At 54.6% G+C, this 25,107-nt stretch carries 22 protein-coding genes; 16 read left to right on the forward strand and 6 right to left on the reverse strand.

Annotated features, from left to right (window positions below):
- Positions 1-144: 144 nt before the first annotated feature.
- Positions 145-1,728, forward strand: coding sequence for a glutamine-hydrolyzing GMP synthase (gene guaA, locus K8I04_09220; protein ID MBZ0071888.1), 1,584 nt, complete (start codon positions 145-147; stop codon positions 1,726-1,728).
- A gap of 307 nt (positions 1,729-2,035) precedes the next feature.
- Positions 2,036-3,235 carry a tyrosine-type recombinase/integrase gene (locus K8I04_09225; protein MBZ0071889.1) on the forward strand — a complete coding sequence of 400 codons (1,200 nt, stop codon included), beginning with the start codon at positions 2,036-2,038 and terminating at the stop codon, positions 3,233-3,235.
- Here the strand turns inward: K8I04_09225 and K8I04_09230 are convergent.
- Positions 3,219-3,461 carry an AlpA family phage regulatory protein gene (locus tag K8I04_09230; GenBank protein ID MBZ0071890.1) on the reverse strand — a complete coding sequence of 81 codons (243 nt, stop codon included), beginning with the start codon at positions 3,459-3,461 and terminating at the stop codon, positions 3,219-3,221. The genes K8I04_09225 and K8I04_09230 overlap by 17 nt on opposite strands.
- 256 nt (positions 3,462-3,717) lie before the next feature.
- Positions 3,718-4,404: a S24 family peptidase gene (locus K8I04_09235; GenBank protein ID MBZ0071891.1), complete on the reverse strand. Its 687-nt coding sequence runs from the start codon at positions 4,402-4,404 to the stop codon at positions 3,718-3,720.
- Positions 4,405-4,488: 84 nt separating this feature from the next.
- Here K8I04_09235 and K8I04_09240 point away from each other — a divergent pair, with 84 nt between their 5' ends.
- From K8I04_09240 to K8I04_09255, 4 genes are read left to right on the forward strand one after another with little or no spacing between them, the layout of a single operon-like run.
- Positions 4,489-4,779, forward strand: coding sequence for a hypothetical protein (locus K8I04_09240; protein MBZ0071892.1), 291 nt, complete (start codon positions 4,489-4,491; stop codon positions 4,777-4,779).
- Positions 4,772-6,397 (forward strand): ParB N-terminal domain-containing protein, encoded by a 1,626-nt coding sequence (locus K8I04_09245; protein ID MBZ0071893.1) that lies wholly within the window; start codon positions 4,772-4,774, stop codon positions 6,395-6,397. Before K8I04_09240 ends, K8I04_09245 begins: the two co-directional genes overlap by 8 nt.
- Positions 6,398-6,402: 5 nt before the next feature.
- Positions 6,403-7,011, forward strand: coding sequence for a DUF2857 domain-containing protein (locus K8I04_09250; protein MBZ0071894.1), 609 nt, complete (start codon positions 6,403-6,405; stop codon positions 7,009-7,011).
- Positions 7,004-8,287 (forward strand): helix-turn-helix domain-containing protein, encoded by a 1,284-nt coding sequence (locus K8I04_09255; GenBank protein MBZ0071895.1) that lies wholly within the window; start codon positions 7,004-7,006, stop codon positions 8,285-8,287. The genes K8I04_09250 and K8I04_09255 overlap by 8 nt, the downstream gene beginning before the upstream one ends.
- 158 nt (positions 8,288-8,445) lie before the next feature.
- Here K8I04_09255 and K8I04_09260 read toward each other — a convergent pair whose 3' ends face one another.
- From K8I04_09260 to K8I04_09275, 4 genes are read right to left on the reverse strand one after another with little or no spacing between them, the layout of a single operon-like run.
- The gene (locus K8I04_09260) at positions 8,446-9,057 is read right to left on the reverse strand and encodes a DNA-3-methyladenine glycosylase I (GenBank protein MBZ0071896.1); all 612 of its coding nucleotides are present in this window, start codon (positions 9,055-9,057) and stop codon (positions 8,446-8,448) included.
- Between the two features lie 38 nt (positions 9,058-9,095).
- Positions 9,096-9,383, reverse strand: coding sequence for a hypothetical protein (locus K8I04_09265; GenBank protein MBZ0071897.1), 288 nt, complete (start codon positions 9,381-9,383; stop codon positions 9,096-9,098).
- Positions 9,384-9,402: 19 nt separating this feature from the next.
- Positions 9,403-9,987, reverse strand: a complete 585-nt coding sequence (locus K8I04_09270) for a TetR/AcrR family transcriptional regulator (protein MBZ0071898.1) — start codon at positions 9,985-9,987, stop codon at positions 9,403-9,405.
- A 34-nt stretch (positions 9,988-10,021) separates the two neighbouring features.
- Positions 10,022-11,113 carry an alkene reductase gene (locus tag K8I04_09275; GenBank protein ID MBZ0071899.1) on the reverse strand — a complete coding sequence of 364 codons (1,092 nt, stop codon included), beginning with the start codon at positions 11,111-11,113 and terminating at the stop codon, positions 10,022-10,024.
- A 301-nt stretch (positions 11,114-11,414) separates the two neighbouring features.
- Between K8I04_09275 and K8I04_09280 the strand changes: the two genes are divergently transcribed.
- From K8I04_09280 to cadA, 10 genes are all read left to right on the forward strand, one after another.
- Positions 11,415-12,224, forward strand: a complete 810-nt coding sequence (locus K8I04_09280) for a TIGR03761 family integrating conjugative element protein (GenBank protein ID MBZ0071900.1) — start codon at positions 11,415-11,417, stop codon at positions 12,222-12,224.
- 525 nt (positions 12,225-12,749) lie between these two features.
- Entirely contained in the window at positions 12,750-13,754 is a 1,005-nt protein-coding gene (locus tag K8I04_09285) for a ParM/StbA family protein (protein MBZ0071901.1), read from the forward strand.
- A gap of 199 nt (positions 13,755-13,953) precedes the next feature.
- Complete coding sequence (locus tag K8I04_09290; GenBank protein ID MBZ0071902.1) at positions 13,954-14,358, forward strand: DUF3577 domain-containing protein; 405 nt, start codon at positions 13,954-13,956, stop codon at positions 14,356-14,358.
- Positions 14,359-14,462: 104 nt separating this feature from the next.
- Complete coding sequence (gene radC / locus K8I04_09295; protein MBZ0071903.1) at positions 14,463-14,954, forward strand: DNA repair protein RadC; 492 nt, start codon at positions 14,463-14,465, stop codon at positions 14,952-14,954.
- 97 nt (positions 14,955-15,051) lie between these two features.
- Positions 15,052-15,480, forward strand: a complete 429-nt coding sequence (locus K8I04_09300) for a hypothetical protein (GenBank protein ID MBZ0071904.1) — start codon at positions 15,052-15,054, stop codon at positions 15,478-15,480.
- 592 nt (positions 15,481-16,072) lie between these two features.
- Positions 16,073-17,380 (forward strand): TolC family protein, encoded by a 1,308-nt coding sequence (locus K8I04_09305; GenBank protein ID MBZ0071905.1) that lies wholly within the window; start codon positions 16,073-16,075, stop codon positions 17,378-17,380.
- A gap of 7 nt (positions 17,381-17,387) precedes the next feature.
- The gene (locus K8I04_09310) at positions 17,388-18,590 is read left to right on the forward strand and encodes an efflux RND transporter periplasmic adaptor subunit (protein ID MBZ0071906.1); all 1,203 of its coding nucleotides are present in this window, start codon (positions 17,388-17,390) and stop codon (positions 18,588-18,590) included.
- A gap of 12 nt (positions 18,591-18,602) precedes the next feature.
- Positions 18,603-21,833, forward strand: coding sequence for a CusA/CzcA family heavy metal efflux RND transporter (locus K8I04_09315; protein ID MBZ0071907.1), 3,231 nt, complete (start codon positions 18,603-18,605; stop codon positions 21,831-21,833).
- A gap of 31 nt (positions 21,834-21,864) precedes the next feature.
- Complete coding sequence (locus K8I04_09320) at positions 21,865-22,281, forward strand: hypothetical protein (protein MBZ0071908.1); 417 nt, start codon at positions 21,865-21,867, stop codon at positions 22,279-22,281.
- Between the two features lie 172 nt (positions 22,282-22,453).
- The gene (cadA, locus tag K8I04_09325) at positions 22,454-24,745 is read left to right on the forward strand and encodes a cadmium-translocating P-type ATPase (GenBank protein ID MBZ0071909.1); all 2,292 of its coding nucleotides are present in this window, start codon (positions 22,454-22,456) and stop codon (positions 24,743-24,745) included.
- The last annotated feature ends 362 nt before the right edge of the window (positions 24,746-25,107 follow it).

Here is a 25,107-nt window from a genome sequence, read left to right on the forward strand (position 1 = left end):
CGGGATTCAGCAGCTGGGATTCGGGGTTCAGGGTATTGACACCACAACCGGGACCGCCACATTCCTTCCCGAATCCCGAATCCCGAATCCCGAATCCCGAATCCCGAATCCCGAATCCCGAATCCCGAATCCCGAGCTACCGCCTTGAACCCCCACGCCGACATCCATGCCCACCGTATCCTGATCCTCGACTTCGGCTCGCAGTACACCCAGCTCATCGCCCGCCGTGTGCGCGAGATCGGCGTCTACTGCGAGATCCATCCCTGGGACCTGGAGGCGCAGGACATCCGCAGGTTCGAGCCCAGGGGCGTGATCCTTTCTGGTGGGCCGGAGACGGTCACGGCCGAGCATACCCCGCGTGCGCCGCAGCAGGTGTTCGAGCTGGGCGTACCGATACTTGGTATCTGCTATGGCATGCAGACCATGGTCGTGCAGCTGGGGGGCAAAGTGGAAGCCGCCGCGCAGCACGAATACGGCTACGCACAGGTGCGCGCCCGGGGGCATACCCGCCTGCTGAAGGACATCGAGGACCACACCAGCGAAGAGGGCTACGGCCTGCTGGACGTGTGGATGAGTCACGGCGACCGTGTCAGCGAGCTGCCGCCCGGCTTCAAACTGATGGCGAGTACCGACAGCGCACCCATCGCCGCCATGGCCGACGACGCGCGTGGCTTCTACGGTGTGCAGTTCCACCCCGAGGTGACCCATACCCGTCAGGGCGGGCGCATCCTCGAACGTTTCATCCGCGACATCTGCGGCTGCGACGCGCTGTGGACCGCCGGCAACATCGTCGAGGACAGCATCGCCGCCATTCGTGACCAGGTCGGCACCGACAGGGTGCTGCTGGGGCTTTCCGGCGGTGTCGATTCCTCGGTGGTCGCCGCGCTGCTGCACCGCGCCATCGGTGATCAGCTCACCTGCGTGTTCGTCGACAACGGTCTGCTGCGCCACAAGGAAGGCGATCAGGTCATGGCCACCTTCGCCGAACACATGGGCGTGCAGGTGATCCGCGTCGATGCCGAGGCGCGCTTCCTCGAGGCACTGCACGGCATCGACGACCCCGAGCGCAAACGCAAACTCATCGGTAATCTGTTCATCGAGGTGTTCGAGGAGGAGGCCGCCAAGCTCAGGAATGTGAAGTGGCTGGCCCAGGGCACGATCTATCCCGACGTCATCGAGTCGGCCGGTGCCAAGACCGGCAAGGCGCATCTCATCAAGTCGCACCACAACGTCGGTGGCCTGCCCGAGCACATGAACCTCACGCTGCTCGAACCGCTGCGCGAGCTGTTCAAGGACGAGGTGCGGCGCCTCGGCGTGGAACTCGGCCTGCCTTATGACATGGTCTACCGTCACCCGTTCCCCGGTCCGGGCCTGGGCGTACGCATCCTCGGTGCCGTGAAGAAGGAATACGCCGACACCCTGCGCCTGGCCGATCACATCTTCATCGAAGAGCTGCGCAAGCATGACCTCTACGACAAGGTCTCGCAGGCCTTCGCCGTGTTCCTGCCGGTGAAGTCCGTCGGCGTCACCGGCGACGGCCGCCGCTACGACTACGTCATCGCACTGCGCGCCGTCGAGACCATCGACTTCATGACCGCCCGCTGGGCGCACCTGCCCTACGAGTTTCTCGACCACTGTTCGCGACGCATCATCAACGAAATCCCGCGCATCTCCCGCGTCACTTACGACATCACCGGCAAGCCGCCGGGCACGATCGAGTGGGAATGATTCCACGTCTGGCACTGGCAGGCACCTACGGGCATCAGACAACACGTAACGCATTGTATTAACTAGAAAATCCTCATTTCTATCTGGCACCTGCTGGCACTGGCAGGCACCGCCAAGCAAACTTTTTTAATGGTATAAATCATGGTATCGTCGCCCACAGGATCAGGGCTGCGACAAAATACCATGCCATGTTATTCAGTGCATTCATGGTATTAAAAATCGTCAAGTCATTGATAAAAAACAAGAATCATCAGAAAAACATGCCATGAAATATCATGGTATTTTTACCCCTAGGGGAGGACTTGTGATGCTGACGGATACCAAGCTGCGAAATTTGAAGCCCCAGGACAAACTCTACAAGGTGAACGACCGCGATGGGCTCTATGTGGCGGTGACACCAGCAGGAGGCATCTCCTTCAGATACAACTACTCGATCAGCGGTCGACAGGAGACCTTGACGATAGGCCGGTATGGCAAGCGTGGCGTCACGCTTGCAGAAGCACGGGAACGACTCAGCGAAGCAAAGAAGATGATCGCGGCCGGGAAATCACCGGCCAAGGAAAAGGCACGTGACAAGAAGCGTGTGAAGAATGCTGAGACGTTCGGTGCATGGGCCGAAAAATGGCTGCGTGGATATCAGATGGCTGACTCGACGCGCGACATGCGCAAGTCGGTATACACCCGTGAACTGAAAAAGCGGTTTGGAAGTCAAAAGCTGAGTGAAATCACGCATGAGGATTTGCGTGCTTTGACCGATGCTATCGTCGAAAGGGGAGCACCTGCCACGGCAGTGCATGCCCGTGAAGTGGTGTTACAGGTCTATCGTTGGGCAATCGAACGCGGGCAGAACGTGGAGAATCCGGCGGAAAAGGTGCGTCCGACCACCATCGCCAGATTCGAGCCGCGTGACCGTGCGTTGGCACCAGTAGAGATCGGCCTGATGTATCGGTACATGGACCGGGTGGGAACATCACCGCAATACCGGGCTGCTATCAAGCTGCTACTACTGACGATGGTGAGAAAATCGGAGCTGTCCAATGCAACGTGGTCAGAGATCAATTTCAGCGAGGCGCTTTGGACGATTCCGAAAGAACGGATGAAACGAAGAACTCCGCATCTGGTGTACCTGTCTCGTCAGGCACTCGATATATTCATCGCACTGAAAACCTTTGCGGGTGGGTCTGACTATGTGCTTCCCTCTCGGTATGACTCGGACTTGCCTATGAGTGCTGCAACGTTGAATCGTGTTCTCGCTTCGACGTATAAGGCTGCCCAGAAAGATGGTGAGCAGCTTGGGAAATTTGGTCCGCACGACTTGCGCCGAACCGCTAGTACACTACTGCATGAAGCCGGTTACAACACGGACTGGATCGAGAAGTGTCTTGCCCATGAACAGAGGGGAGTGAGGGCCGTCTATAACAAGGCCGAGTACCGAGAGCAACGTACAGCGATGTTGCAAGACTGGGCTGACATGATCGACGAGTGGGCTATCAAGCAACGACAGTAACGCCAGGGCGTTCAGCCTGTTCTCCTGATCGTTTTCTCGACTCGATCCATTCCTCTACCTCTGCCAAGTCCCAGGCGACGTTACGACTTGTGAGTACGATCCGGCGTGGGAAGTCCCCGCGTTTCTCCATATTGAAGATGACGCGTTCCGACAGCGGGATCATAGCTAGTAAAGTCTTTCGGTTGATCAGTGTTTTACCCTGCAGGGTTCGGTATTCATCGTCCATCGTTATTCTCTCTGTCCCGGCAATGCAAATCCCGGGGTTAGGGTTGTGCAACGCCTTAAACATTAGCATGGTGCAAATCTTTCTGGCAAAAGAGAATGTTTAGCAAAGTGATAAACTCTTTGCCAAATAAGGGTCTGTGGATGGGCGATAGGGATGGTTCAGGGGAACACGTTATGGTCGTTGCATCACCGAAATTGATATCAAGCTACGGTGTTCTAGGTCTTTCTGCCCCAGATTTCTACATAGGAGAGTACGTTCACACTACTTCTCCCTTGAACACCACGACACCACAAATCGTGGCTGTTGCGTTGACTTCGATGATGCGGTTCGGCCAGTCAGGATTGAGTGCTTTAAGGTATTGTCGGTCCCCCTCGACGATCAGCTGCTTGAAGGTAGCCTCATTCGATTCATCGAGCTGTACGACCACGTATTTACCGTGAACCGGGGTGGCGTCGGGATCCACAAAAATCAGGTCACCCTCATGGAACCTGGGTTCCATGCTGACACCGTGAACACGTAAAACGAAGGTTTCCTCGCTGCATCTTACAGGGCAGGGCAGTAATTCACTTTCGTACTGCGGTACATAGCCCTCGGAGATTTCAGTCCACTCACCCGCCTGTACCCAGGAAATGAGTGGGTGCAGACTGCGAACAACCGGCCCGCCATGGGCGTTCACTTCTTTGCAGGCGACAGGTTGTTCTTGACTGTTCTCATGGGGTTCATCCATCCAGCCCTCGGGCTTTGCCATCCCACGTTCCAGCTTTCCGGCGAGATCATCCCCCAGTCCCCTTGGGGTGCCCTTTTTGGTGGGCATTTGATGGCGGACCTGGCTGATGTATGAACTATTGGTGCCAACGATGCGAGCAAGCTTGGCGGCCGAGCCTGCCTCGGCGATGAGCAGCTCAAGATTCTGGAGACGGGTGTGCTCTTGTTTTCGCTTCATGCGAAATAATATAGCACTAATTTAGTAAAAAATTTAGCACTAAGATAAACACTTGTAGATTGCCAGAGAATTAGCTCAGTGCTAATGTTTATCATCATGGAGCTAAAACAATTCTTAAAAGCAGCAACCAAGCGGGAACGCGCTGATTTGGCCGTCGTCTGTAATGATTCTGTCTCGTATTTGTACCAACTGGCAGGAAAACACCGATATGCCAGCGCATTGCTGGCGACCCGGATCGAGCAAAGGACCCGGAAAGTCGCCCTTGGGACCAAGGGCCGGCTGAAAGCGGTGTTGCGGGAGAGCTTGGTCAGGTATCCGGAGATATTCGTCGGTGTGGGTGAGGAACCGGCTGAATATGACACGTCAAATGAGTAAGCGCGGCGCAGACAATATACCGGAATCGTCCACGTCTCCACCCAAAACTGGGCAGGCAGGAGTGCCTGACACGACCATACCGATGCAGGTGGAAATTACGCGCATAAAAGCCTACGACCGCAATCCGCGGCGTAGCGATAATCCGGAATACGATCGCATTAAGGCGTCGATTCACGCCGACGGCATGGATCAGCCACTGGTTATCACCTGCCGTCCCGGTGAAACCGATTATGTGGTCCACGCCGGCGGCAACACCCGCCTGCGGATCCTGCAGGAATTGTATGAGGAAACCGGCGACGAGGCATTCTATCGGGTTCATTGTCTGTACAGGCCGTGGAATCACGAATCGGACGTGCTCCTGGCACATCTGCGGGAAAATGATCTGCGTGGTGGCTTGAGTTTTATCGACAAGGCGCAGGCCGTATTAGATGCCAAGCAACTGCTCGAAGAGGAAATGGCTATCGATAGCCTTTCGCAAAGGCGCCTTGAAACGATACTCAGAGAACGCGGCTACAGCTTGAGTCACGGGCTGATCTCTCAAATGGGATACGCGGTTCACACTTTGCTTCCGGTCATTCCGCGGGCCTTGCAGTCGGGTTTGGGAAGACCACAGGTGGAACGGATTCGCGCCCTGGACCGAGCCGCGCGTGGGATCTGGAAGAAACGGGATCTGGGTGATGACGAAACCTTCGATGCAGTGCTCGCGGCTTTATGTGGGCGATACGACGGACCGGAGTGGGATCTTGAATTGTTGCGCAGTGCTATTGAGACGGAGATTGCGGAAGAGGCCGAAGTAAGCATCCATACCATTCGAGTTGAACTGGATGCACGCCTTGTTGGACGCGATATTGATCTTTCAATGCCTGATGGCGAATACGATACCGTTACATCGGGCGAAGCGGATTCTTCTCCGAGAGCAACTCCCGTGAAAGTAAAAGGCGTTGCCGACATTCAAACTTCTGGTGAGCACCAGGGCGACAGCACGAAGGCAGTACCTGATGATAAGACTCCTGTTGTTCAAGGATCATCACGCGATAATGCGCCCAAGGTATCTGAGAAAGATTCAAATGATCCTCAAAACACTCCGATCGAATCACCAGACCGTTCGATACAAAGTTTGGAAACGCAATCGATCACTATTGGCGAGCCCGGCCTCACAGATCTCAAATCCTTACGTGCCCGGGCCTGGACACTGGCCGCGCGCCTCGCGCAACGCAACGGCATCGGCGAGCTGGTTACACCACTGTCCGGCAAGGGGCTTGGATTCATTCTCTGCGACGTGCCGGATTCGTCGTTGGCCGATCAGTTAGACGCCGACACGCTCGGCCAAATCTCCATGCTGTGGTGGCATCTAGCCGCCTGTGCGGAGATGACCGTGGCACCGCTAGAAGCCGTCGTCGCCACCTTGTCCGATGACTCGATTCTTCGACAGGCGCTTGAGAATCAGGATGCCGGTCTACTCTTCAATAGTGTCTGGACGCTGGATCCGGGGCACACCGGCTATCGACTCTGGCGTCAACTTAGTGAACAGGACTGGCGGGATCTTCTCAGCCTGATGGATACCTACCGCCACATTCACCGTGTCGCGGAGGATTCCCAGACTCAACTCTGGGAATAGTCGCGATGGACGGGACCAAAGAATCCGATCTGATCACGGCCGTGCTGATGTACGCGATCCGTTGCCTGGCCGAAGGGGACCAGGCTGCACTACGCAATATGAACTTCGGGCCGCGCGAAATCGAGGCGTTGCGCGAAATGAACCTTGCCGATCTCTATCGGGTCGAGTCGCTGCGTGCACATTGTCTGGAGATCGACCTCAATCGGGACGTGTACTGGCCGATGATCGATCACCTGCGCCGGCAGCGTGAGTCCGAGGAACTACAACAGGTGTTGATTGCTGCGGATGCGCCATTGGAGATGATGCAGACGCTGTTCGGTTTGGGGTCCCGCGAATACACACGACTTCGTCGAATGTTAACTGTAGATCCTTCCGTCGGCCGGCCGGCAGAACCCGATGAAGAGAGTACGCATAAACTTTGGAACGCCTGGGTGCAACGGGCGGACCGTGAAGACGACGGTCCACTTGCACCGAATGAGTATCTTGTCATCCATCGTGACACCGGTATCTCGATGCGGGCCATATGGAACTTGACGCAACGCTGGAATCAATACGGTGATCTGACAGGACGAAGCGGTCACGACCCCTCGGAGCGAGCGTGTTCGGATGGGTGAAGGTTCTCGTGGCCTACGACCCGAAACCCACGCACTGGATGCACTGATACAGGCGACCATAGAACGCGTACAACGGGAATCGGGTAATACACATGCCGACACCATGCTGTTCATGGGGAACCGGCATCAATCGTTCCCCACGCTGGTGGTGCAAGATCCCGTGCTCGAACCCGTGGACAAACTGGTGTGGATGGTCATCATGTTGCAGGCGCAGGAGACCGGCGGTAGCACAGCGTTTCCCAGCTATGAGTATCTCGCCAAGAAAACCAATGTTTCCTCCACTTCAACCATCTCCAGGGCCATCGCTATTCTACGCACTACCCGCTGGCTGACCTTGTGTGCCCGTCTACGCGAGGCGAGCGGTCGTTTCCGCGGCAATGTCTACGCGTTGCACGATGAACCGCTGCCGTTAGTCGATGCCCTGCATCTGGACCCCGACTACATGAATTTCCTGCGGCAGTCGCTCACGCATCACCATGCCCGCGTGCGTCTGGTCGCCAAAGGAGTGTTGGATACGATTGACGAGGACATCCATGAGGGTATTGATATCTGTGCCCAGGGGCATCCGATCGAACGTCGAATGCAAGCCGTGGAAGCAATCCAGCAGGATTCACCGCGTCGCTATTTTGCGTTCAGCGCGAAGGTGATGACCCGACTGCGAAACGTAGTCGAGGAAAATGGTTCAGATCACCGGGACCAAAATTCAAAGCCGGGCGAAACCTATGTTCAAGTTAAGGACCCACAAATTTCGAGCCCACAAAATTTGAAGCCGGGTAGTTGTAGTAGTAGTTATATAAATAAAACTACTACTACAAAAAAAACAGAAGAGAATAAAATTTTCACTGGCACGGATGGGAACCCATCCCTGATCTATCCGAAGCGGCTGTCAGAGAACCAGCGTGCATTGGCGGATCGTTATTTGAACACCGTTTCTGCGGACGAACGCCAATCCATCCTTGATGAGTTGGAAGGGCGATTGCGTTCGGAGCAGAAGGGTATGAGCCCTGTGTATGATGAAATGCGCTTCCTGCACTTCTTGTGTCGAGCCGCGAACAAGGGTGAATTCGTCCCCAATCTTGGCATCAAGGTGCGCGATGAACGCATCGAACGGGAGAAGGCGCGGCTGAGGTATCTGAAGCAACAAGAAGACAGCCTGGCGGAAGCAAAACGCAGAGAAGAAAACAGGTCGCATGAATCCGGTCAACAACGGCTGGCCGAGATACGCAAGTCCCTTCACATGTCGGCACGGGTACAGTCAGACGACGAGTCTGGTTGACGACGGATCTGAAACGAAGCGGTTACAGTGTAACCACCATCCACTCGTCTTTATCCGTTTCAATCTCCTGATATCAACTACATCGAGCCAAGCAGGAATAAACTCTTTTCAGGTAGTACCGGATAGGGTGATAAATTCCCAATTAAATGCACCATTTCTCAGCGCTCTGGTCGCCGGAAAGTTTTGCGCGCGCGTTCAACTTTAACTCTGATTACGCAGCCCTCAACATGATCGTTGATCAACCCCATTGCCTGCATAAAGGCATACACGGTGGTCGGTCCGACAAACTTCCAGCCTTGCTTTTTCAGGTCTTTCGACAGGGCGGTCGATTCGTCAGACGTCGAGACGGTCTGAGGCGTTGCAAGCTGCTTTATGTCAGGTTCGTAACGCCAGATGAAGGCAGCAAGCGAGCCTTCTTGTTTGACGAGTTCCTGCGCCCTTAGTGCATTGTTGATGACCGCCTCGATCTTGCCGCGGTGACGGACGATGCCTTCATCTTTGAGCAATCGATTAACGTCACGCTGGGTGAAGCGGGCTATCCTGTTAAAATCGAAATCGTGGAATGCAGCGCGGAAGTTTTCGCGTTTAGCGAGGATGGTGCGCCAGCTCAAGCCGGATTGAAAACCTTCCAGACACAATTTCTCGAACAAGCGATGATCGTCACTTACCGGGAAACCCCATTCCGTATCGTGATAGGCGAGAAACTCCGGTGCGGCACTGCACCACTGGCAGCGTGGTTTGCCGTCAGGACCTTTTGTCGTCTTGTTCATATATTGTCCTTCATAAAAAAATGGCACAGGAAGAACAATCAGTCGAGAAGAAACTGTAGCCGCTCATCGGCTTTTCCCTGTGTGATTTCCAGGATGTCCGCGCTCACCACATTTTCCGCGACAAACGGATCCTCATTTACTCTTTTTTGAAGGTCTGACAATGTTGTATTGTGCGCCACGATCGCGCCACCTGCATTGGGTTGAACACTGCCGGCCAACAAAAATATGCTGTCATCAAAACCGTGTTTTATCCATTCGTTGTGGCCTTCCATGAATTGACCGGCCTGGCCCTTGTTGCCAGAAAATTTAAGCAGAACTATAAACACTTCTTTTCTCCTGTCGATTTTATTTGTGTGAGTCATCAGTTAGTGTGGTCGATTCCAGCCACTCGCAAATCTGCTTGACTTCTTTTCTCACGAATTTCTCATCATGAAAGGTGCTTGCGAGCGTGGCGACACCCTGGCTCCAGGCAAGAACATGCATTGCCAATGCATCTGCATCTTTCTTGCGACCAAGCAAGATGAATTGCTGGCGTAACCAGGTGCGAAAAAGGGTGAAGACCTTGCTCGCTTCTTCTTGCGAGGTGTGATTCAGCTTGGCAAGTTCGGTACACAGTGTCCCTACGGGGCAACCGAAATAATTTATTTTGGACCAATTGGTGAGCAGGATATGGATATAGCGCTTGATCCGATCAGCCGGATGGTCTTCTTCACTTTCCCAGCGCTCCAACATCATTCTGGTATTCGCCAGACGCTGATCGATCACGGCATCCAGAATGTCATCCTTGGTTTTGAAGTGATAGTAAAAATTCCCGCGCGAGATATGTACGGCATTGGCAATGTCAGCAAACGAGGTATGCTCGTAGCCTTGCCGATAGAAGAGCTGATCGGCGGCTTCAACAATGTGATCGCGTGTAGTCTTGTCACTCATGATAGAGACCTCCCGGCCAACCGTACCTCAAGGGTCAGTTCGCGTAAATTTCTTCGCCATGATAAAGGGGATAGTCAGTGTAGCCTGCCTCGCCGCCACCGTAGAAGGTGTTTGGATCGGCTTCGGCTAATGGCAAGTCTTCCCGATAGCGGCGCACCAGGTCCGGATTAGCAAGGAATGGAATGCCGAAGGCGACTAAATCCGCGGCTCCGCTACGTAGAGCCGATTGGGCACGATCGAGGTTATAGCCGTTGTTGGCGATATAGGGGCCCGCAAAGTTCGAGCGCAAGGCGCCATAATCCAAGGTGCTGGACTTTGTCATCATGTCGCCTTCGAGCACATGCACATAGGCCAAGCCACGCGGAGTTAACTGTTCGATGAAATAACCAAAGTGTGATTGCGGGTCGGAATCCGACATCTCATTAAAACTGTTCTCGGGGCTCAGACGCACGCCCACGCGCTGCGCTGGCCACACCGCGCAAACAGCATCGAGGATTTCGTTCAACAGACGCATGCGGTTCTGCTTGTTGCCACCGTATGCATCGCTGCGGAGGTTGCTGCCGTTGCGCAGAAACTGGTCGATGATATAGCCGTTGGCGCCGTGTACTTCCACGCCGTCGAAACCCGCGTGCTTGGCCATTTCGGCGCCACGTCGGAATTGCGCCACTATGTCCGGAATTTCATCGGTCTCGAGTGCGCGTGGTATCACGAAGTCTTGCATGCCAGTATAGGTGACGGCCTGTCCCGCCGGCCGCAGCGCCGATGGACCGACAGGTATGGCGTTGTTAGGCAGCATGCTCGGATGGGAAATCCTGCCACAGTGCTGCAGCTGAATGAAAATGCGGCCACCGGCTGCGTGCACTGCATCGGTGACAGGTTGCCAGCTGGCAGCCTGGGCATTCGTGTAAATCCCCGGCGTAAAGGGATAGCCTACGCCTTCCGGTGAGACTGGGGCGGACTCGGTAACGATCAGACCGGCGCTGGCGCGTTGTTGGTAGTAGGTCACCATCATGGACGTCACGATACCGTTTTCGTCGGCGCGATTGCGTGTCATAGGTGCCATGACAATACGGTTGGCGAGTGTCAGGTCACCTAGTTGAAACGGCTCGAACAAATCAGCGGACATATTGATCTCCTTGGGTCTGTCTCGGTTAGTATAGGACGCATGTCCTAGGATGGGACTTAGAGTAGGACATACGTCCTATGGTGTCAAGGACCACACGGAGTGTAGGAAATATGAGACGTGCCAAATATTTGGAGGAGGGATGGATCTAGTGGTCACAGTGTAACCAGCCTCAGCATTCACCGATTATCACTTCGCTAAACCAACCACGTCGAAGCGCGTATGAATAAGTTCTTGTCTGTCGGCACCGCTCATGGATTGATAGTGGGATTGTTCAATATCATCAGAATGAAGGGTATGCCACATGATTTCCGGTAAATCAGATCCAGAACAGCGAATAGAACTGAATTCTGAAGAAGCAGCTGTCGATGCCGGTCCCGGTGCGCTCCGTGGGCAGGTCTGGCTAACGGTCCAGACCCGACAGGCGCAGCGGTTGATCCGTGGTCGTAACGGCAGTGCCGACAAACCAGCGATTATTGGTCTGGTGGGATTTGCCGATCGACTGCGCGTAATCTGGCAGGCGTCACGCAATGACGATCCCTATGCCGATTGGTGGCTGATCAAGGTTCATGAGGTGCTCGAACGGATTCGCAATCTGGTCAAGAGCGAACAGGTGACGCTAGACGCTCGGCTCGAACAGCTCACCGCCCTGGAAGTGACGGTGGCGGAGTCGATGAAGCCGTACCGGATCGCATTGCAGTTCGCCAATCCCTACGCCTATCGGGGTGCACAGATGATCGCCGAATACGACAAGTTCGTACGCACACTATTGACCGCCCACCATGTGGGACTCCTGAACGGTTCATCGACGGAGGGTTTGCTCAATACCTGTGCGCGCAGGATTCGAGGTGCTTTCGCGGTGCCGCAGGGCTATCAGTTTCTCGGTATCGATCGCGAGTCACTGAAGCAAGGCACTGCCAACGCAAGCCGCGCCCGTCAAATCATGGGTGAAGTGCCGGAAGACGTGTTGAGCGGTGCGCACTGTGCACCGCTTACGCCCCGTAAGGTCCGATTCCCTGATGAGGCGGCCAAACACATCCACCTTAAACCTGCTGAGTCAGTATCAAAGGCAGATATTCCGGAGTCGGTAAACGACGACATCGGTGGGACTTAGTTTTCACTGGTATGCAGTCCCTTCGTCGCCATAATCCAGTGACAACACGGAACATGACGGTAGGGTCGATAAAGTATGGCTAAAGCAGCGGGAGGAAAACGCGTCGTACTCCAGCTCGATCCACGGGTGACGTTTGAGTCCCTTATCCTGAACCGGCTGGAGCGAATCCCTGAAGGCCGGCGTCAAGAGTGGTTGCGTGGGCTCCTGGTGCAGGGATTCCGCTATGAATGCCAAACGCTGCGGGTGGCGCAGGACGAGATCGATCCGCTGCAGATAGAGCGACCACAGGGACGGGGTGTGTCAACGAGTAAACCGAGATTCGCATTCGCCACCTGGTTGGCGGAGCCCGCGTCTCGAGCAGACACGGCGACCAAAACAAATCCCGTGATGGTCGAAGAACACAGACCTGGTAGCCAGGGTAAGCCATTCGCAGGACTGAGAAAGGTGATCGGATGAGATTGATCGCATAGATAAACAAAGCGGTATCAAAAAAATGGAGGAGAAATAATGTCGGATTCCAATACGATGACGCCCATTCAGGTGGGTCTCGATGATGGTTATGCGTTTACAAAAGTGGCCCTGCCGGACGGACGGTTGATTGCCATACCGTCGCGGGCAAGAGTCGGTAAATCTGGTGTGACCTGGATCCACGACGGCCAGCAACGCATCTTCGAGTACGAAACTGAAGGAGCGGTGTACTCGGTGGGCGCCGTCGACGGCGCACCGACTCATTTCGAAGGTTATCCCACCTCAGGCATGAACCGCGCCATCGTTCAGCATGCCCTCCAGGAAGCAGGTTTGGCAGGCCGATCTGTTCACACGGTATCGGGGCTACCTGTTAGTGCTTTTTACAAGAAAAACGGCGAGCAGCGTCGTGACACGATCGAGAAAAAGTGCCGCAGCCTGAAGCAGGCCGTTCAACCGATGATGGAGCGATTGCCAGCCGGCATCGCATTCGTTGATGTGATCCCGGAGGCGCTGGCCGCATGGTACGACTATGTCATCGTTGCTAAAGGGGATGAAGTCATCCTCGACGAAGAACGGTTGTCGGTACCGATCGCCATCGTGGACATCGGTGGGCGAACTACAGACTACGTGGTCGTTAAGGATCAGGGCGTTATTCACACGTCGTCGGGCTCCCTGCAGGGCGGCATGTTGGACGTGAAACAAAGTGTCGCTGACGGCATACAAGAACGCTTCGACATGGAAAGCGTGGGGGAGCAGATTGTGTCACACGCCGTCGACCGCGGTGTCGTGCGTCTCCACGGGAAGAATCATAACGTAGCGGAACTGGTCGATGCCGCCAAACGGGAGCTCGTCGAACGGCTCTATGCGGAGACCCGCCGACAACTCGGCCTGGGTGTAGAGCTGGATCGAGTGTTGTTCGTTGGAGGCGGCACCGTCGCGCTGGTGGAACATATTACCGACTGGTTTCCTAATCAGGCCATTGCCGAACACCCGGCCTTCGCCAACGCGCGCGGAATGCTGAAGTATCTGCAATACGTCTGCGAAGAGTCAGACGTGGCCTGAAAATGGTTTTATACGTGGTCACTGCGGTCTCAGTGACAAACAAGGTGCCTTAGGATCGTGCAACAGGCGCCGTGGCGAAAGCCTCGGTCCAGCTTTAAGGAAACATCATTGTTTCCGTTTTTCACAAACCCTGCCGGGGAAGCTATCCCGTCAGGGATGCGCTTGCTCCGGACGAAACCAACCAGAAGGAGTCAGTGTTATGTCTAACAACGAAACGACCAAGTATTTCGATCTTCACACCAACGGTATGGGTTATCTAAACCGCGTCCGGGAAGTGACGCCGGAAGAGGGTACACCTTTTCTGAGTGTCACCATTGCCGCTTTGCGCGGTAGTGTCGACAACGTCCAGTACACGTATTTCGAGTGTCACGTGTCCGGCAAGAAGGCGCAGGAGATTGTGCGTCAACTCAAGTCGGCCGTTGAGGGCAAGTTGAAGGTGCTCATCGGATTCACGCTCAGTGATTTGTATGCGGAATCCTTTACCTACAAGAACGGTGACAAGGCCGGCGAAACCGGTGTCAGTCTGAAGGCCCGTCTGCTTAGCATTGCGTGGGCCAAGGTCGACGGCCAGCCGTTCGTTACGGAGCAAGAGACCGCTGCGTAGATCCACAACCGGCCGGGTAACTTCGTTACCCGGCCACCTTCCAACCCATCGGGGAATCATTCCCCCGTGGGTCTGGTCTCCCCGTCAATTCGAGGAGATCAGTCATGAAAAATACGGAGGACCGGTTTACCGGTCTAAAGCTGTCGGAGCTTAACGACGAGGAAAAGCAATCAGTGGTGATGCTGGCAATGAAATTATTGGCAGTTAAGCATCGAGCCGGGAGGGCCTTGAGCAGTCCAGAGGAGACACGGAATTTTCTGCGTCTTCGCTTGGCCGATTACCGCAACGAGGTATTCGGGAGTTTGTTCCTGGACAACCGGCATCGAATCATCGCTGTGCGTGAGTTGTTTCAGGGCACCATCGATGGCGCCTCGATTCATCCTCGCGTTGTCGTGCAACAGGCCCTGGAGGCGAACGCTGCCGCCATGGTCTTTTTCCACAACCATCCATCGGGTGTCGCTGAACCCAGTCGTGCGGATGAGATGATCACCCGCCGACTGAAAGAGGCACTCGCACTGGTTGATGTGCGCGTGCTTGACCACTTCGTGGTGTCGGGTGGTGAGAGCGTGTCGTTCGCTGAACGTGGTTTGCTCTGACATCCATTACTTTTCACAAACCCTACCGGGAAAGCATTCTCTTTCCCGGCAGGGAAGGAGGTGTGACCCGGTGTTACTTCCACAAAGGAGAAACACGATGTCCAACTCTTCAAATGAACAAACAGCCGATTCGTTTTTCGGCAACGTCATATCCACGTATACCCGCGCCCAGGCCATTGAGGATGGGGTATTGATCGATGCGGGTGCCATGGCACAGGAAGCCGGTTTTAAATGGCCGGTAGCCCTGACGTCCGATGTCTGGGCCGATTGTGTGGCCTGGTCGGAAGGCGACAGTGAAGGACAGGTACATCAGGATCAGTCCGGCCGGTTATGGGACGTGCTCTTCATGGCGTCCCATGCCATCCGAACCGCCTCAGGTTCCGGTGACCGGCTGCTATTCCAACTCTACCGGGTGCGCCGCGATGGGCAGTCGATGGAAGCGGAATTGACCACGCTGAAGCTGATCGTCGGGCCGGGTGATCAGGGCGAGCCCGTGATCACCATCCTTTTACCTGACGAGGATTGAATGCGCCGGAATCCACCGGCATCTTGCCCCTGGCCACTTGGGTTAAAGTGGTACCCATTCTAAAGCCATGACTAATATAATGGGAAGCGGTACAAAACTTTAGTTCAATTAAGATCGTGCCGATTCTCTAAATGCGCCAATTTAGTGTGATTTCCTAACAGCAGCTTGCACAATGGCTTGATCTGACGCAATATATGCCCCAATGCGACGATTAATTTCACAGTGCCTCATCATTTCCATATTATACGCCGGCGTAGCATGGGCAGCGGACACGCATGCCGAGGCGTATTTCGGGCATGGGGCGGAATGGTCGCAAGGCGCAGATAATCAGCCTGATACAGGTAATGGTGTTGATACCTGTGATCACTGTTGTCATGGCAGTGCCCACTATGTGGGCTTTCCGATAGCTGAGTCAGTCATGACTTGTGACAGGAAAATCCAAAAGGCGTTACGTAACACCAACACACACCACTCTTTGATTCTCTCGCCCCCTACCCAACCTCCGAAAGCCTAAATTCTTTACCACCCAATGTTATTGGTACGCCGCGCTCGTGTGTGGCGTGTGTTTTATCGTGGTTAAAGGATTTTGTGCATGAAACAAGCAACAACAATTATGCAGTTCGCCCTGTGGGGCTGGCTGCTGATCATATCTCCATGGGCTGCCGCTGAAAGTGGATCGGCAAACCCGACATGGAGTAACCCCAATCAAGATCGCACGTTGACGAATCTTGGTGAACCAGCGCCAGCCTCATTGCGCCAGTTTATTCAGAGTAGTTTAACTGAACATCCTCAAATGCAGGCTGCAAAAGCCAACCTCAAGGCGGTGCGAGCTCGATTGAAGGCGGCGGATAAAGCGGTCTATAACCCGGAATTGGAACTGGACACCGAAGACACCAATATCCGTACCTCGACCATGCAACTTAGTCAGAAAATTGATTGGGGTGATCAGCGTGGTTCACGCACATCTGTTGCACAAGCCGAGTTCAGCAAAGCGAACGCAGAATATGAATTAGCGATTCAGGGATTATCGCGGGATTTGCTGGTTGCACTGGCCAATAATGACACGCAAGGGAAACTGGCATCGCTGGTCGAAGACAGTCTCAAGCTGATGCAAGAGTTCGCCGATGTTGCTGAGCAACGTCACAAGGCCGGGGACCTTAACCAGGTCGAGCTCAATTTGGCCCGCCTGGCCTACAGCGAAACACTAACGCGTCATGCCCAGGCACTGGCCGAAGCGGCGGCTGCAAAGGAGCGATTACGCGCCCTTTTTAGATATTTACCCAATGTTTTACCCGCACTACCAGAATCCTTGCCCACGCCCAGGCTACCAAGCGATATCGAATCCTGGTTATCACAGTTACCCGCCATGCGCGCACAACAAGCGCAGGTCGCGGCAAGCCGGTACACCGTTGCGTTACGAAAGAGTGAACGTGCCTGGGATCCGACGATCGCATTACGCGGTGGTAAGGAAGACAGGGAAAGTCTCGTTGGTTTGACATTGACAATACCCCTGAATGTCAGGAATACCTTCAGCGCAGAAGTGGATGCCGCGCAGCAGGATCTAATCGAAAGTGAACAGTCGGCTCTACAACTTTATCGTGATCACCGTGGCCGTATTCTGGCCAGCACAGAAGAATTCAAATTATTGCAAAAGGCCTGGGATAACTGGCGTACCAATGGCCGGACCAGTGTCAGCCGGCAACTGGAACTCATCAAGCGCTTGTGGCGTGCTGGTGATATGAGTACCGCCGAATATCTGGTGCAACTAAAACAGGCCATTGATACCCAAGCGGCAGGCATCGAACTGCGCGGTCGTTCGTGGAAAAGCGGCTTTAACTGGCTCTACGAAACAGCCCAAATCAACACCTGGTTGGATATCAACGTAACGGGGAAGAATTGAGATGAACATGAAAATACTTTTAATAACACTCCTGGCAACTCTGCTATTGGGCGGTTGTAGTGACGAAAATGAGACTCATGAAAAGACCACCGCCGAATCGCGTACGGAACATCGTGAAGGTGATGACCACGGCCACGATAAAAAGGTTGAAGACGAACATGGCGATGACCATAAAGGCGATAATCATGAGGAAGAAGCCGGTATCGTTAAGCTCAGCCCTCAACAACTTCAAACTGCTGGTATAAAAGTCACCTCGCTTGAATTGCGTGAAGTGGGTGCGATGATACGTGCGCCAGGTGAAGTAAAGCTCAATGAATACCAAACAGTAAAAGTTACCTCGCGAATTGCAGCGCAAGTCGTGGCGCGTCATGCGCGCCTTGGTGATAACGTTGAAAAAGGTCAGGGACTGTTGACCTTGTCCAGCGTGGAAATGGCCGAGGCGCAGGGTCAACTCCTTCTTGCCGACAAGGAATGGAAACGGGTAAAGGAACTCGGTCGCAAGGTGGTGTCAGAGCGCCGTTACATTACCACACAAGTGGATTACGAAAAGGCCTATGCCAATGCGAAGGCCTTTGGCATGAGTGAAACGGAAATCAAGGCCCTGCTCGCGCAAAAGCGTAGCGCTGACGGTTCATTCAAACTGGTGGCACAACAGGCCGGGCGTATCCTGCATGATAAATTCATCATCGGTGAGCGCGTTGAAGCCGGGTATGAGCTTATGGTGATTGCTGATGAGTCTGTCATGTGGGTCGAGGCACGGGTCAACCCGGCCATCGCAGGGCAAATTGATATTGGCAATACTGCCGAGGTCATGCTTGACGAGCAGCGCATCCCGGCCAAAGTTGTTCAGCTTCACCACACGCTAGACGAAACCACTCGTACCTCCGCTGTTCGTCTTGAAGTCGGTAATGTTAATGACCAGCTTCATGCTGGCATGTTTGTGACAGCACTGATCACAACACGTAACCAGGCTCAGGCATTACAGGTACCGGAAGCGGCGGTATTGCGCAGCGCAGATGGCGACTGGCAAGTCATGGTGGAACAGGATGAAGCAGGTGAATTTAAAGCCGTTGAAGTTGAAGTAAAAAGTGTCAGTGATGGCAAGGTCATCATTGAAGGCATCAAACCCGGTGCCCGTGTTGTCACCCAGGGTGCGTTTTTCGTCCAGTCCGAACTGGCGAAAGGCGGCTTTGATATCCACAACCATTAAGGGTGGCTCGATATGTTAAATAAATTAATTGATATTGCCGTTGGCAGCCGCCTGTTGGTGGTGCTTACCCTGATCGCCATGCTGTTCGGTGCCTCTTTGATTTTACCCCAGCTGAATCTTGACGCCTTTCCCGATGTAACCAACGTACAGGTCACGGTGAATACTGAGGCGCCGGGGTTGGCCGCTGAAGAACTGGAACAGTTGATCACTTTCCCAATTGAGGCGGTGATGTACAGCCTGCCCGATGTGGAAGAAGTGCGCTCCATTTCCAAGACAGGCCTGTCGGGCGTGACCGTTGTGTTCAAAGAAGGCACGGACATTTATTTTGCACGGCAACTGGTCTTCGAACGATTGCAGGCGGCACGTGAACAAATTCCCGCCGGTGTCGGCATCCCCGCCATGGGGCCGAACACCTCGGGTCTGGGTCAGGTATACCAGTACATGATCCGTTCGGAAAAACCCGGTCAATATGACGCGCTCACCTTACGCAGTTTGAACGATTGGGTGGTGAAGTTATTGCTTATGCCCGTAGACGGTGTTACCGAAGTCCTGTCCTTCGGCGGTGAAGTCCGCCAATACCAGGTACAACTCGACCCACAGCGCTTGTTGAGTTTTAACCTGACACCACGGGATGTCGCTGAGGCACTGGAAGCCAACAATCGCAATGCCGGTGGCTGGTATATGGACCGTGGTAATGAACAATTGATTATTCGTGGTGTGGGCTGGGTTCGCAGCGGCGATGACGGCCTGCGTGATATCGGCAATATCCCGCTGAAACAGGACGACGGTAACGTGGTCAAGGTCAGCGATGTCGCCAGCGTACGCTTTGGTGCAGAGATCCGTCAGGGTGCGGTGACCATGACTCTGCGAGATGGCCAGGGTAAGCCACAGCAGTTGGGTGAAGTCGTGGTGGGGATCGTCATGAAACGTATGGGTGCCAACACCAAGGCAACGATTGATGGCATCAAGGAACGCCTGCCCGCGATTCAACAAGCCTTACCCAAGGGTGTGATCCTGGATCCTTTTTATGATCAGTCCGATCTGGTCAGTAAAGCGGTGAATACCGTGAGCAAGGCCCTGCTGGAAGCCTTTGTCCTGATCATCATCGTCTTGCTGTTATTCCTGATGAATATTCGCGCGACCCTGTTGGTGTTGTTGTCCATCCCCATTTCGATCGGACTTGCACTGATGGCCATGGCCTATTGGGGGATCTCGGCCAACCTGATGTCACTGGGAGGACTGGCCATCGCCATCGGTATGATGGTGGACGGTTCGGTGGTCATGATGGAACATATCTTCAGTCACCTGACCACACCTGACAGAGAGCATCACGCACATGCTCAACAGGAACTCGCGCCCGGTGATGAGCATCCTTACGATGCCGCCAGTGATCGCCATGGTATAGCGCTACGCATTCAGGAAGCGGCCAAGGAAGTGGGACGTCCGGTTTTCTTTGCGGTACTGATCATCGCCATCGTCTTTGCACCACTGTTCAGTCTGGAAGGTGTGGAAGGCAAATTGTTCCAGCCGATGGCGATCTCGATCGTGCTGGCGATGTTTGCTTCCCTGTTAGTGGCGCTGATGGTCATACCGGCTCTGGCCTCTTATGTTTTCAAACAAGGCGTGCTTGAAAAAACGAGTCCGGTGTTGCGACCCATCGAAAAACAATACCGTCTGCGTTTAAGACAGGCGCTGGCAAGAAAATCATGGGTGGTAACAACCGCTATCGGGTTATTCGTCGCGTCACTAGTTCTGGTGCCCTTTTTGGGTACCGAGTTCGTGCCGGAACTGGAAGAAGGTACCATCAATGTACGCATTACCTTAGCACCTTCATCCAGTTTAGATACGGCACTTGGTGTGGCAGAAATACTGGAACAACAATTAATGGCATTCCCGGAAGTGTTATACGCGTCCAGTCGTGTCGGGCGTGCCGAGGTCGGTGGTGATCCGGAACCGGTTTCCAATATCGAAATCTTTATTGGCCTGAAACCGGTCGATGAATGGGAATCTGCTGCGGACCGCCAATCACTCCAGGCCTTAATGGAAGAAAAAATGTCGGTGATGCCAGGTCTGTTGTTTAACTTTTCCCAGCCTATCGCCACACGGGTGGATGAATTGCTGTCTGGAGTCAAGGCCCAACTTGCAATCAAATTGTTTGGTGCGGATCTGGATGTGCTCGTCGCCAAGGGCAAAGAGATCGAGTCCCTGGTGAAAAAGGTCGAGGGCACGCGTGGTGTCGCGTTGGAACAAACAGAGGGCGAAGCACAACTGGTGGTGCGCCCGGACCGCGACAAACTGGCTCGTTATGGCATACCCGTTGATCAGGTGATGAGTCTGGTCAGTGACGCTATTGGTGGACAGGAAGCCGGCCAGGTTATTCGCGGTAATGAACGTTATGACATCTATGTGCGCTTGGCCAAACAATATCGCAACAGCACCGAAGCTATTCGCAATTTAATCCTGCAGGCGGCAGACGGTGCCTGGGTGCGCCTTGGTGACGTCGCAAAAGTCGGGATCGAATCGGGACCGCCGCAAATCCGCCGCGATGATGTACAACGGCGCGTGGTGATTCAAACTAATGTTGAAGGTCGGGATATGGGTGGACTGGTGGCCGAGATCGATCAACGCATTCGCTCGGAAATCGATTTACCAGCTGGTTACAGTGTGGTCTTCGGCGGGCAATTTGAAAACCAGCAACGCGCGCAAGCAAGGTTAATGATTGTTGTGCCTTTATCATTGGGGCTGATCTTTTTGTTGTTGTACTTCGCCTTTAACTCAGTGGGACAGGCCATGCTAATCATGTTGAATGTGCCCCTGGCATTGATCGGGGGTATCGCCGCGCTGTTCTTCTCAGGCCAATATCTTTCCGTGCCTGGTTCTATCGGCTTTATCGCCTTGTTCGGTGTGGCGGTGCTCAACGGCGTCGTCATGGTAAACGCCATCAATCAACGGATCGAAGGTGGGCTGGTGCTCGGTGAAGCGGTATTTGCCGGCGCGTTGTCTCGTCTCAGGCCGGTACTGATGACGGCCTCCATCGCCGCCCTGGGTCTCATCCCCATGTTGCTGGCTAGTGGCGTGGGCTCGGAGGTGCAGCGGCCGTTGGCGACGGTCGTGGTCGGCGGACTGGTGTCCTCGACGTTATTGACGCTGTTCGTGTTGCCAGCATTGTACACCACCTTTTCCCGCGGACGTATTGAACGTCTGGGATTGGCAGGCTCACCGCAAGACAGCATGTATGAATAATCGAACAAGATTTCAAAACAGGAGATACAGGATGAATAGCTACAATAACACGCTGGCAACGATAGTCGCTCTAATTACTTTCAGCATACTCACGGGTTGTGCCACGATGGGCAGTGATCTCATCCGTGACCATACCGTGAAAATCGAAAAGGTCTCTTCTGCACGTGGCACAATTGGATTCGTAAGTGTCATTCAGGAAGGAGATGAGGTCACGCTGCGCGGTGAGGTGAGACGCCGGCCAGTCGGGCGGGGTCCCATCCCGGGGCATATTGATGTTGAAGTGCTTGATCCCTCAGGTACTACGCTGGAGCAGATGAACACCAGTTATCGGAGGCACAGTATCAAGTCCCGATACGCAAAGTTTTATACAAAATTGGGAAAAATTCCGCCATCGGGAAGTACCATCCGGGTGACGCACCACTATGCAAATTCCCATGAATCGTTATAAGAGAAGTCGGAGATTTATTCGTTCGGTTGGCTAATAAACAATATGAAATATAGTACATTCAAGGAAGAGAAGCGGCGTCTTCGAAGACTCTATAGCAATAGGGCTCACCACTATGGCAAATAAATTCCACAACAAATCACAACCCGAGGTCCTTCATTGCCGCATCGAAGGCATGGATTGTCCTGATTGCGCCACCAAGGTCGAGAAGGTGGTGAGTGAGTTACCAGGGGTGACTGAGGTCCATGTCGACTTCGCCGGAGAAACCTTGTCGGCACAGGTGCTTTCACCCGATGGAGTAGATCGGGTACGCGACACGGTGCGCACATTGGGTTACGGCATCGTTGAGGGTGCCCATCGGGTCACGAGCGTGTTGCGTGTTGAGGGCATGGATTGTGCGGAAGAAACGGCGCTGGTGGAAAAGGCACTAACCGGATTGCCGGGATTGGAGCGATTTGAGGTCAACCTGATGACCGAGCGTTTAACCGTGGTCCATGACAACATCATCTTGCCGGCTGGGCATTTGATCGCTGCCTTGGATAGAGTGGGCCTCAAGGCGGTGCCATTCGGTGAGTCGAGGGAGGTCGTCGGCTTCTGGCTACGTTATGGCAGACTGGTCTCAACCCTCGCAGCGGGTGTATTCACCGCCATTGGTTTGGCGCTGCATTTCATCCAACCTGCCAGCCCGTGGGAAAAGCTGGTATATGCGCTGGCCATCCTGATTGGTGGCTGGTTCATTGCTCGCAAGGGCGTCGCGGCCGCGCGCCACGGCGCGCTGGATATGAATTTTCTGATGAGTGTCGCCGTGGTTGGTGCGTTGTTCATTGATGCGTGGGATGAGGCGGCCATGGTGGTGTTCCTGTTCGCGCTCGCCCAGCTGCTCGAAGGCCGTGCCATGGATCGCGCCCGGCATGCCGTGCGTGCCCTGATGGAACTGGCGCCACCCGTGGCGCGCGTGTTGCGTGAAGGCAAGGAGGTCACCGTCGCGGTGGACGAGGCCCAGATCGATGACCTGTTCCGATTGCGACCCGGCGAGAAGGTACCGCTGGACGGCGAGATTGTGATTGGTCATTCAGCCATTAACCAGGCCCCCATCACCGGCGAGTCCGTGCCGGTGGATAAAGCGCCGGGTGACAGCGTTTACGCGGGGTCCATCAATGGTGAAGGGAGCCTCGACGTGCGGGTGACGCATAAGGCGGCCGACACCACCCTGGCGCACATCATTCATCTGATCGAAGAGGCACAAGCGGCGCGCGCACCGTCCCAGGCCTTTGTTGATCGCTTTGCACGGATCTATACGCCGATTGTGCTGATACTGGCTGCCCTGATTACCTTGCTGCCGCCGTTACTGTTTGGCCAGCCTTTCGGTGATTGGTTCTATCGTGCCCTGGTGCTATTGGTCATCGCCTGCCCCTGCGCCCTCGTGATCTCCACGCCGGTGGCCATCGTTTCCGGGTTGGCGCGAGGAGCACGCGCGGGTGTGTTGATCAAGGGCGGGGTACACCTGGAGAATGTCGGGCATCTAAAAGCGCTTGCCATCGACAAGACCGGCACGCTCACGGAAGGCAAGCCACGAGTACGGCATGTCGAGGTGATCAATGCGACTGCAGAGGAAGATCTGGTTCGCATTGCGGCCACTCTGGAATCCCGTTCCGAGCACCCCCTAGCACAGGCAATACTCGAGCATGCTCAATCTATGGAAGTACATACGGAACCGGTCGAAAATTTCCAGGCCCTGACGGGGCGTGGTGTTCAGGGGCGTATTCAAGGGCAAGATTACCTGTTGGGAAATCACCGCCTGTTCGAAGAACGGGGCTTGTGTTCACCTGCAGTCGAGGCCGTACTGGACAAGCACGAGGCCGAGGGAGAAACCGTGGTCATCCTGGGCGATCAGAATATGATCATGGGTTTCATAGCGATCGCTGACAAGCCTAGGCCTGAGGCGAAAAGCAGCCTGGAACGAGTACGTCGTTTTGGCATTCAACACATCGTGATGCTGACTGGCGACAACCGGCGCACCGCACAGGCCATCGCAGGTGAGCTGGGTATCGACGAAGCCAGGGCCGAGTTACTACCTGAGGACAAGGTGCAGGCAGTCAAGGACCTCGTTGCGCAACACATAAAGGTTGGCATGGTCGGCGACGGTGTCAATGATGCCCCGGCTATGGCCGCGGCAACGACGGGTATTGCCATGGGTGCGGCTGGATCAGACGCTGCCCTGGAAACGGCGGATTTGGTGTTGATGAGTGACGATCTCAGCCGGCTGCCATTTGCCATCCATTTATCCCGATCGACATTGCGGGTTATCCAGGAGAACATCACTATAGCTCTAGGTCTAAAGGCGATTTTCCTCGTTCTGGCTGTGCTTGGGCATGCCACATTGTGGATGGCAGTGTTTGCCGATATGGGAGCGAGCCTGATCGTAATCGTAAATAGCTTGCGGTTGCTCAGAATAGGAGACAGTTGAATCGTATCGGTTCTTGGACAGGCGCGTTCACGAGGCCGGCACTTTTGCATCAGGGCGACACCTTGTGCCATGTAACAAGCAGAGACACCTGAGCTATTGTCAGAGGGGGTGGTTACAGTGTAACCATCCTGCCAATGTCCGGCGTGCTACATTACCGCTACCTTCTCCACCGTCCGTCGAATCAGAATTGAGGCTGTCCACAGAGTCCACAGGTCCTGCCCGCCACGGTGTAGCGAGCTTCTCACTCGCGCAGCCAAGGGCGGGGCCGCGAACAGCGGCGCCTGTGGACCCCTGTGGGTCAGGCCAATTCGTTCTGAAAGCCTGCGCGAATAACAAACTTCAAGCTGCATGACAGGCGAGAG

Source organism: Gammaproteobacteria bacterium (assembly GCA_019911805.1).
Classification (GTDB): domain Bacteria; phylum Pseudomonadota; class Gammaproteobacteria; order Thiohalobacterales; family Thiohalobacteraceae; genus JAHJQQ01.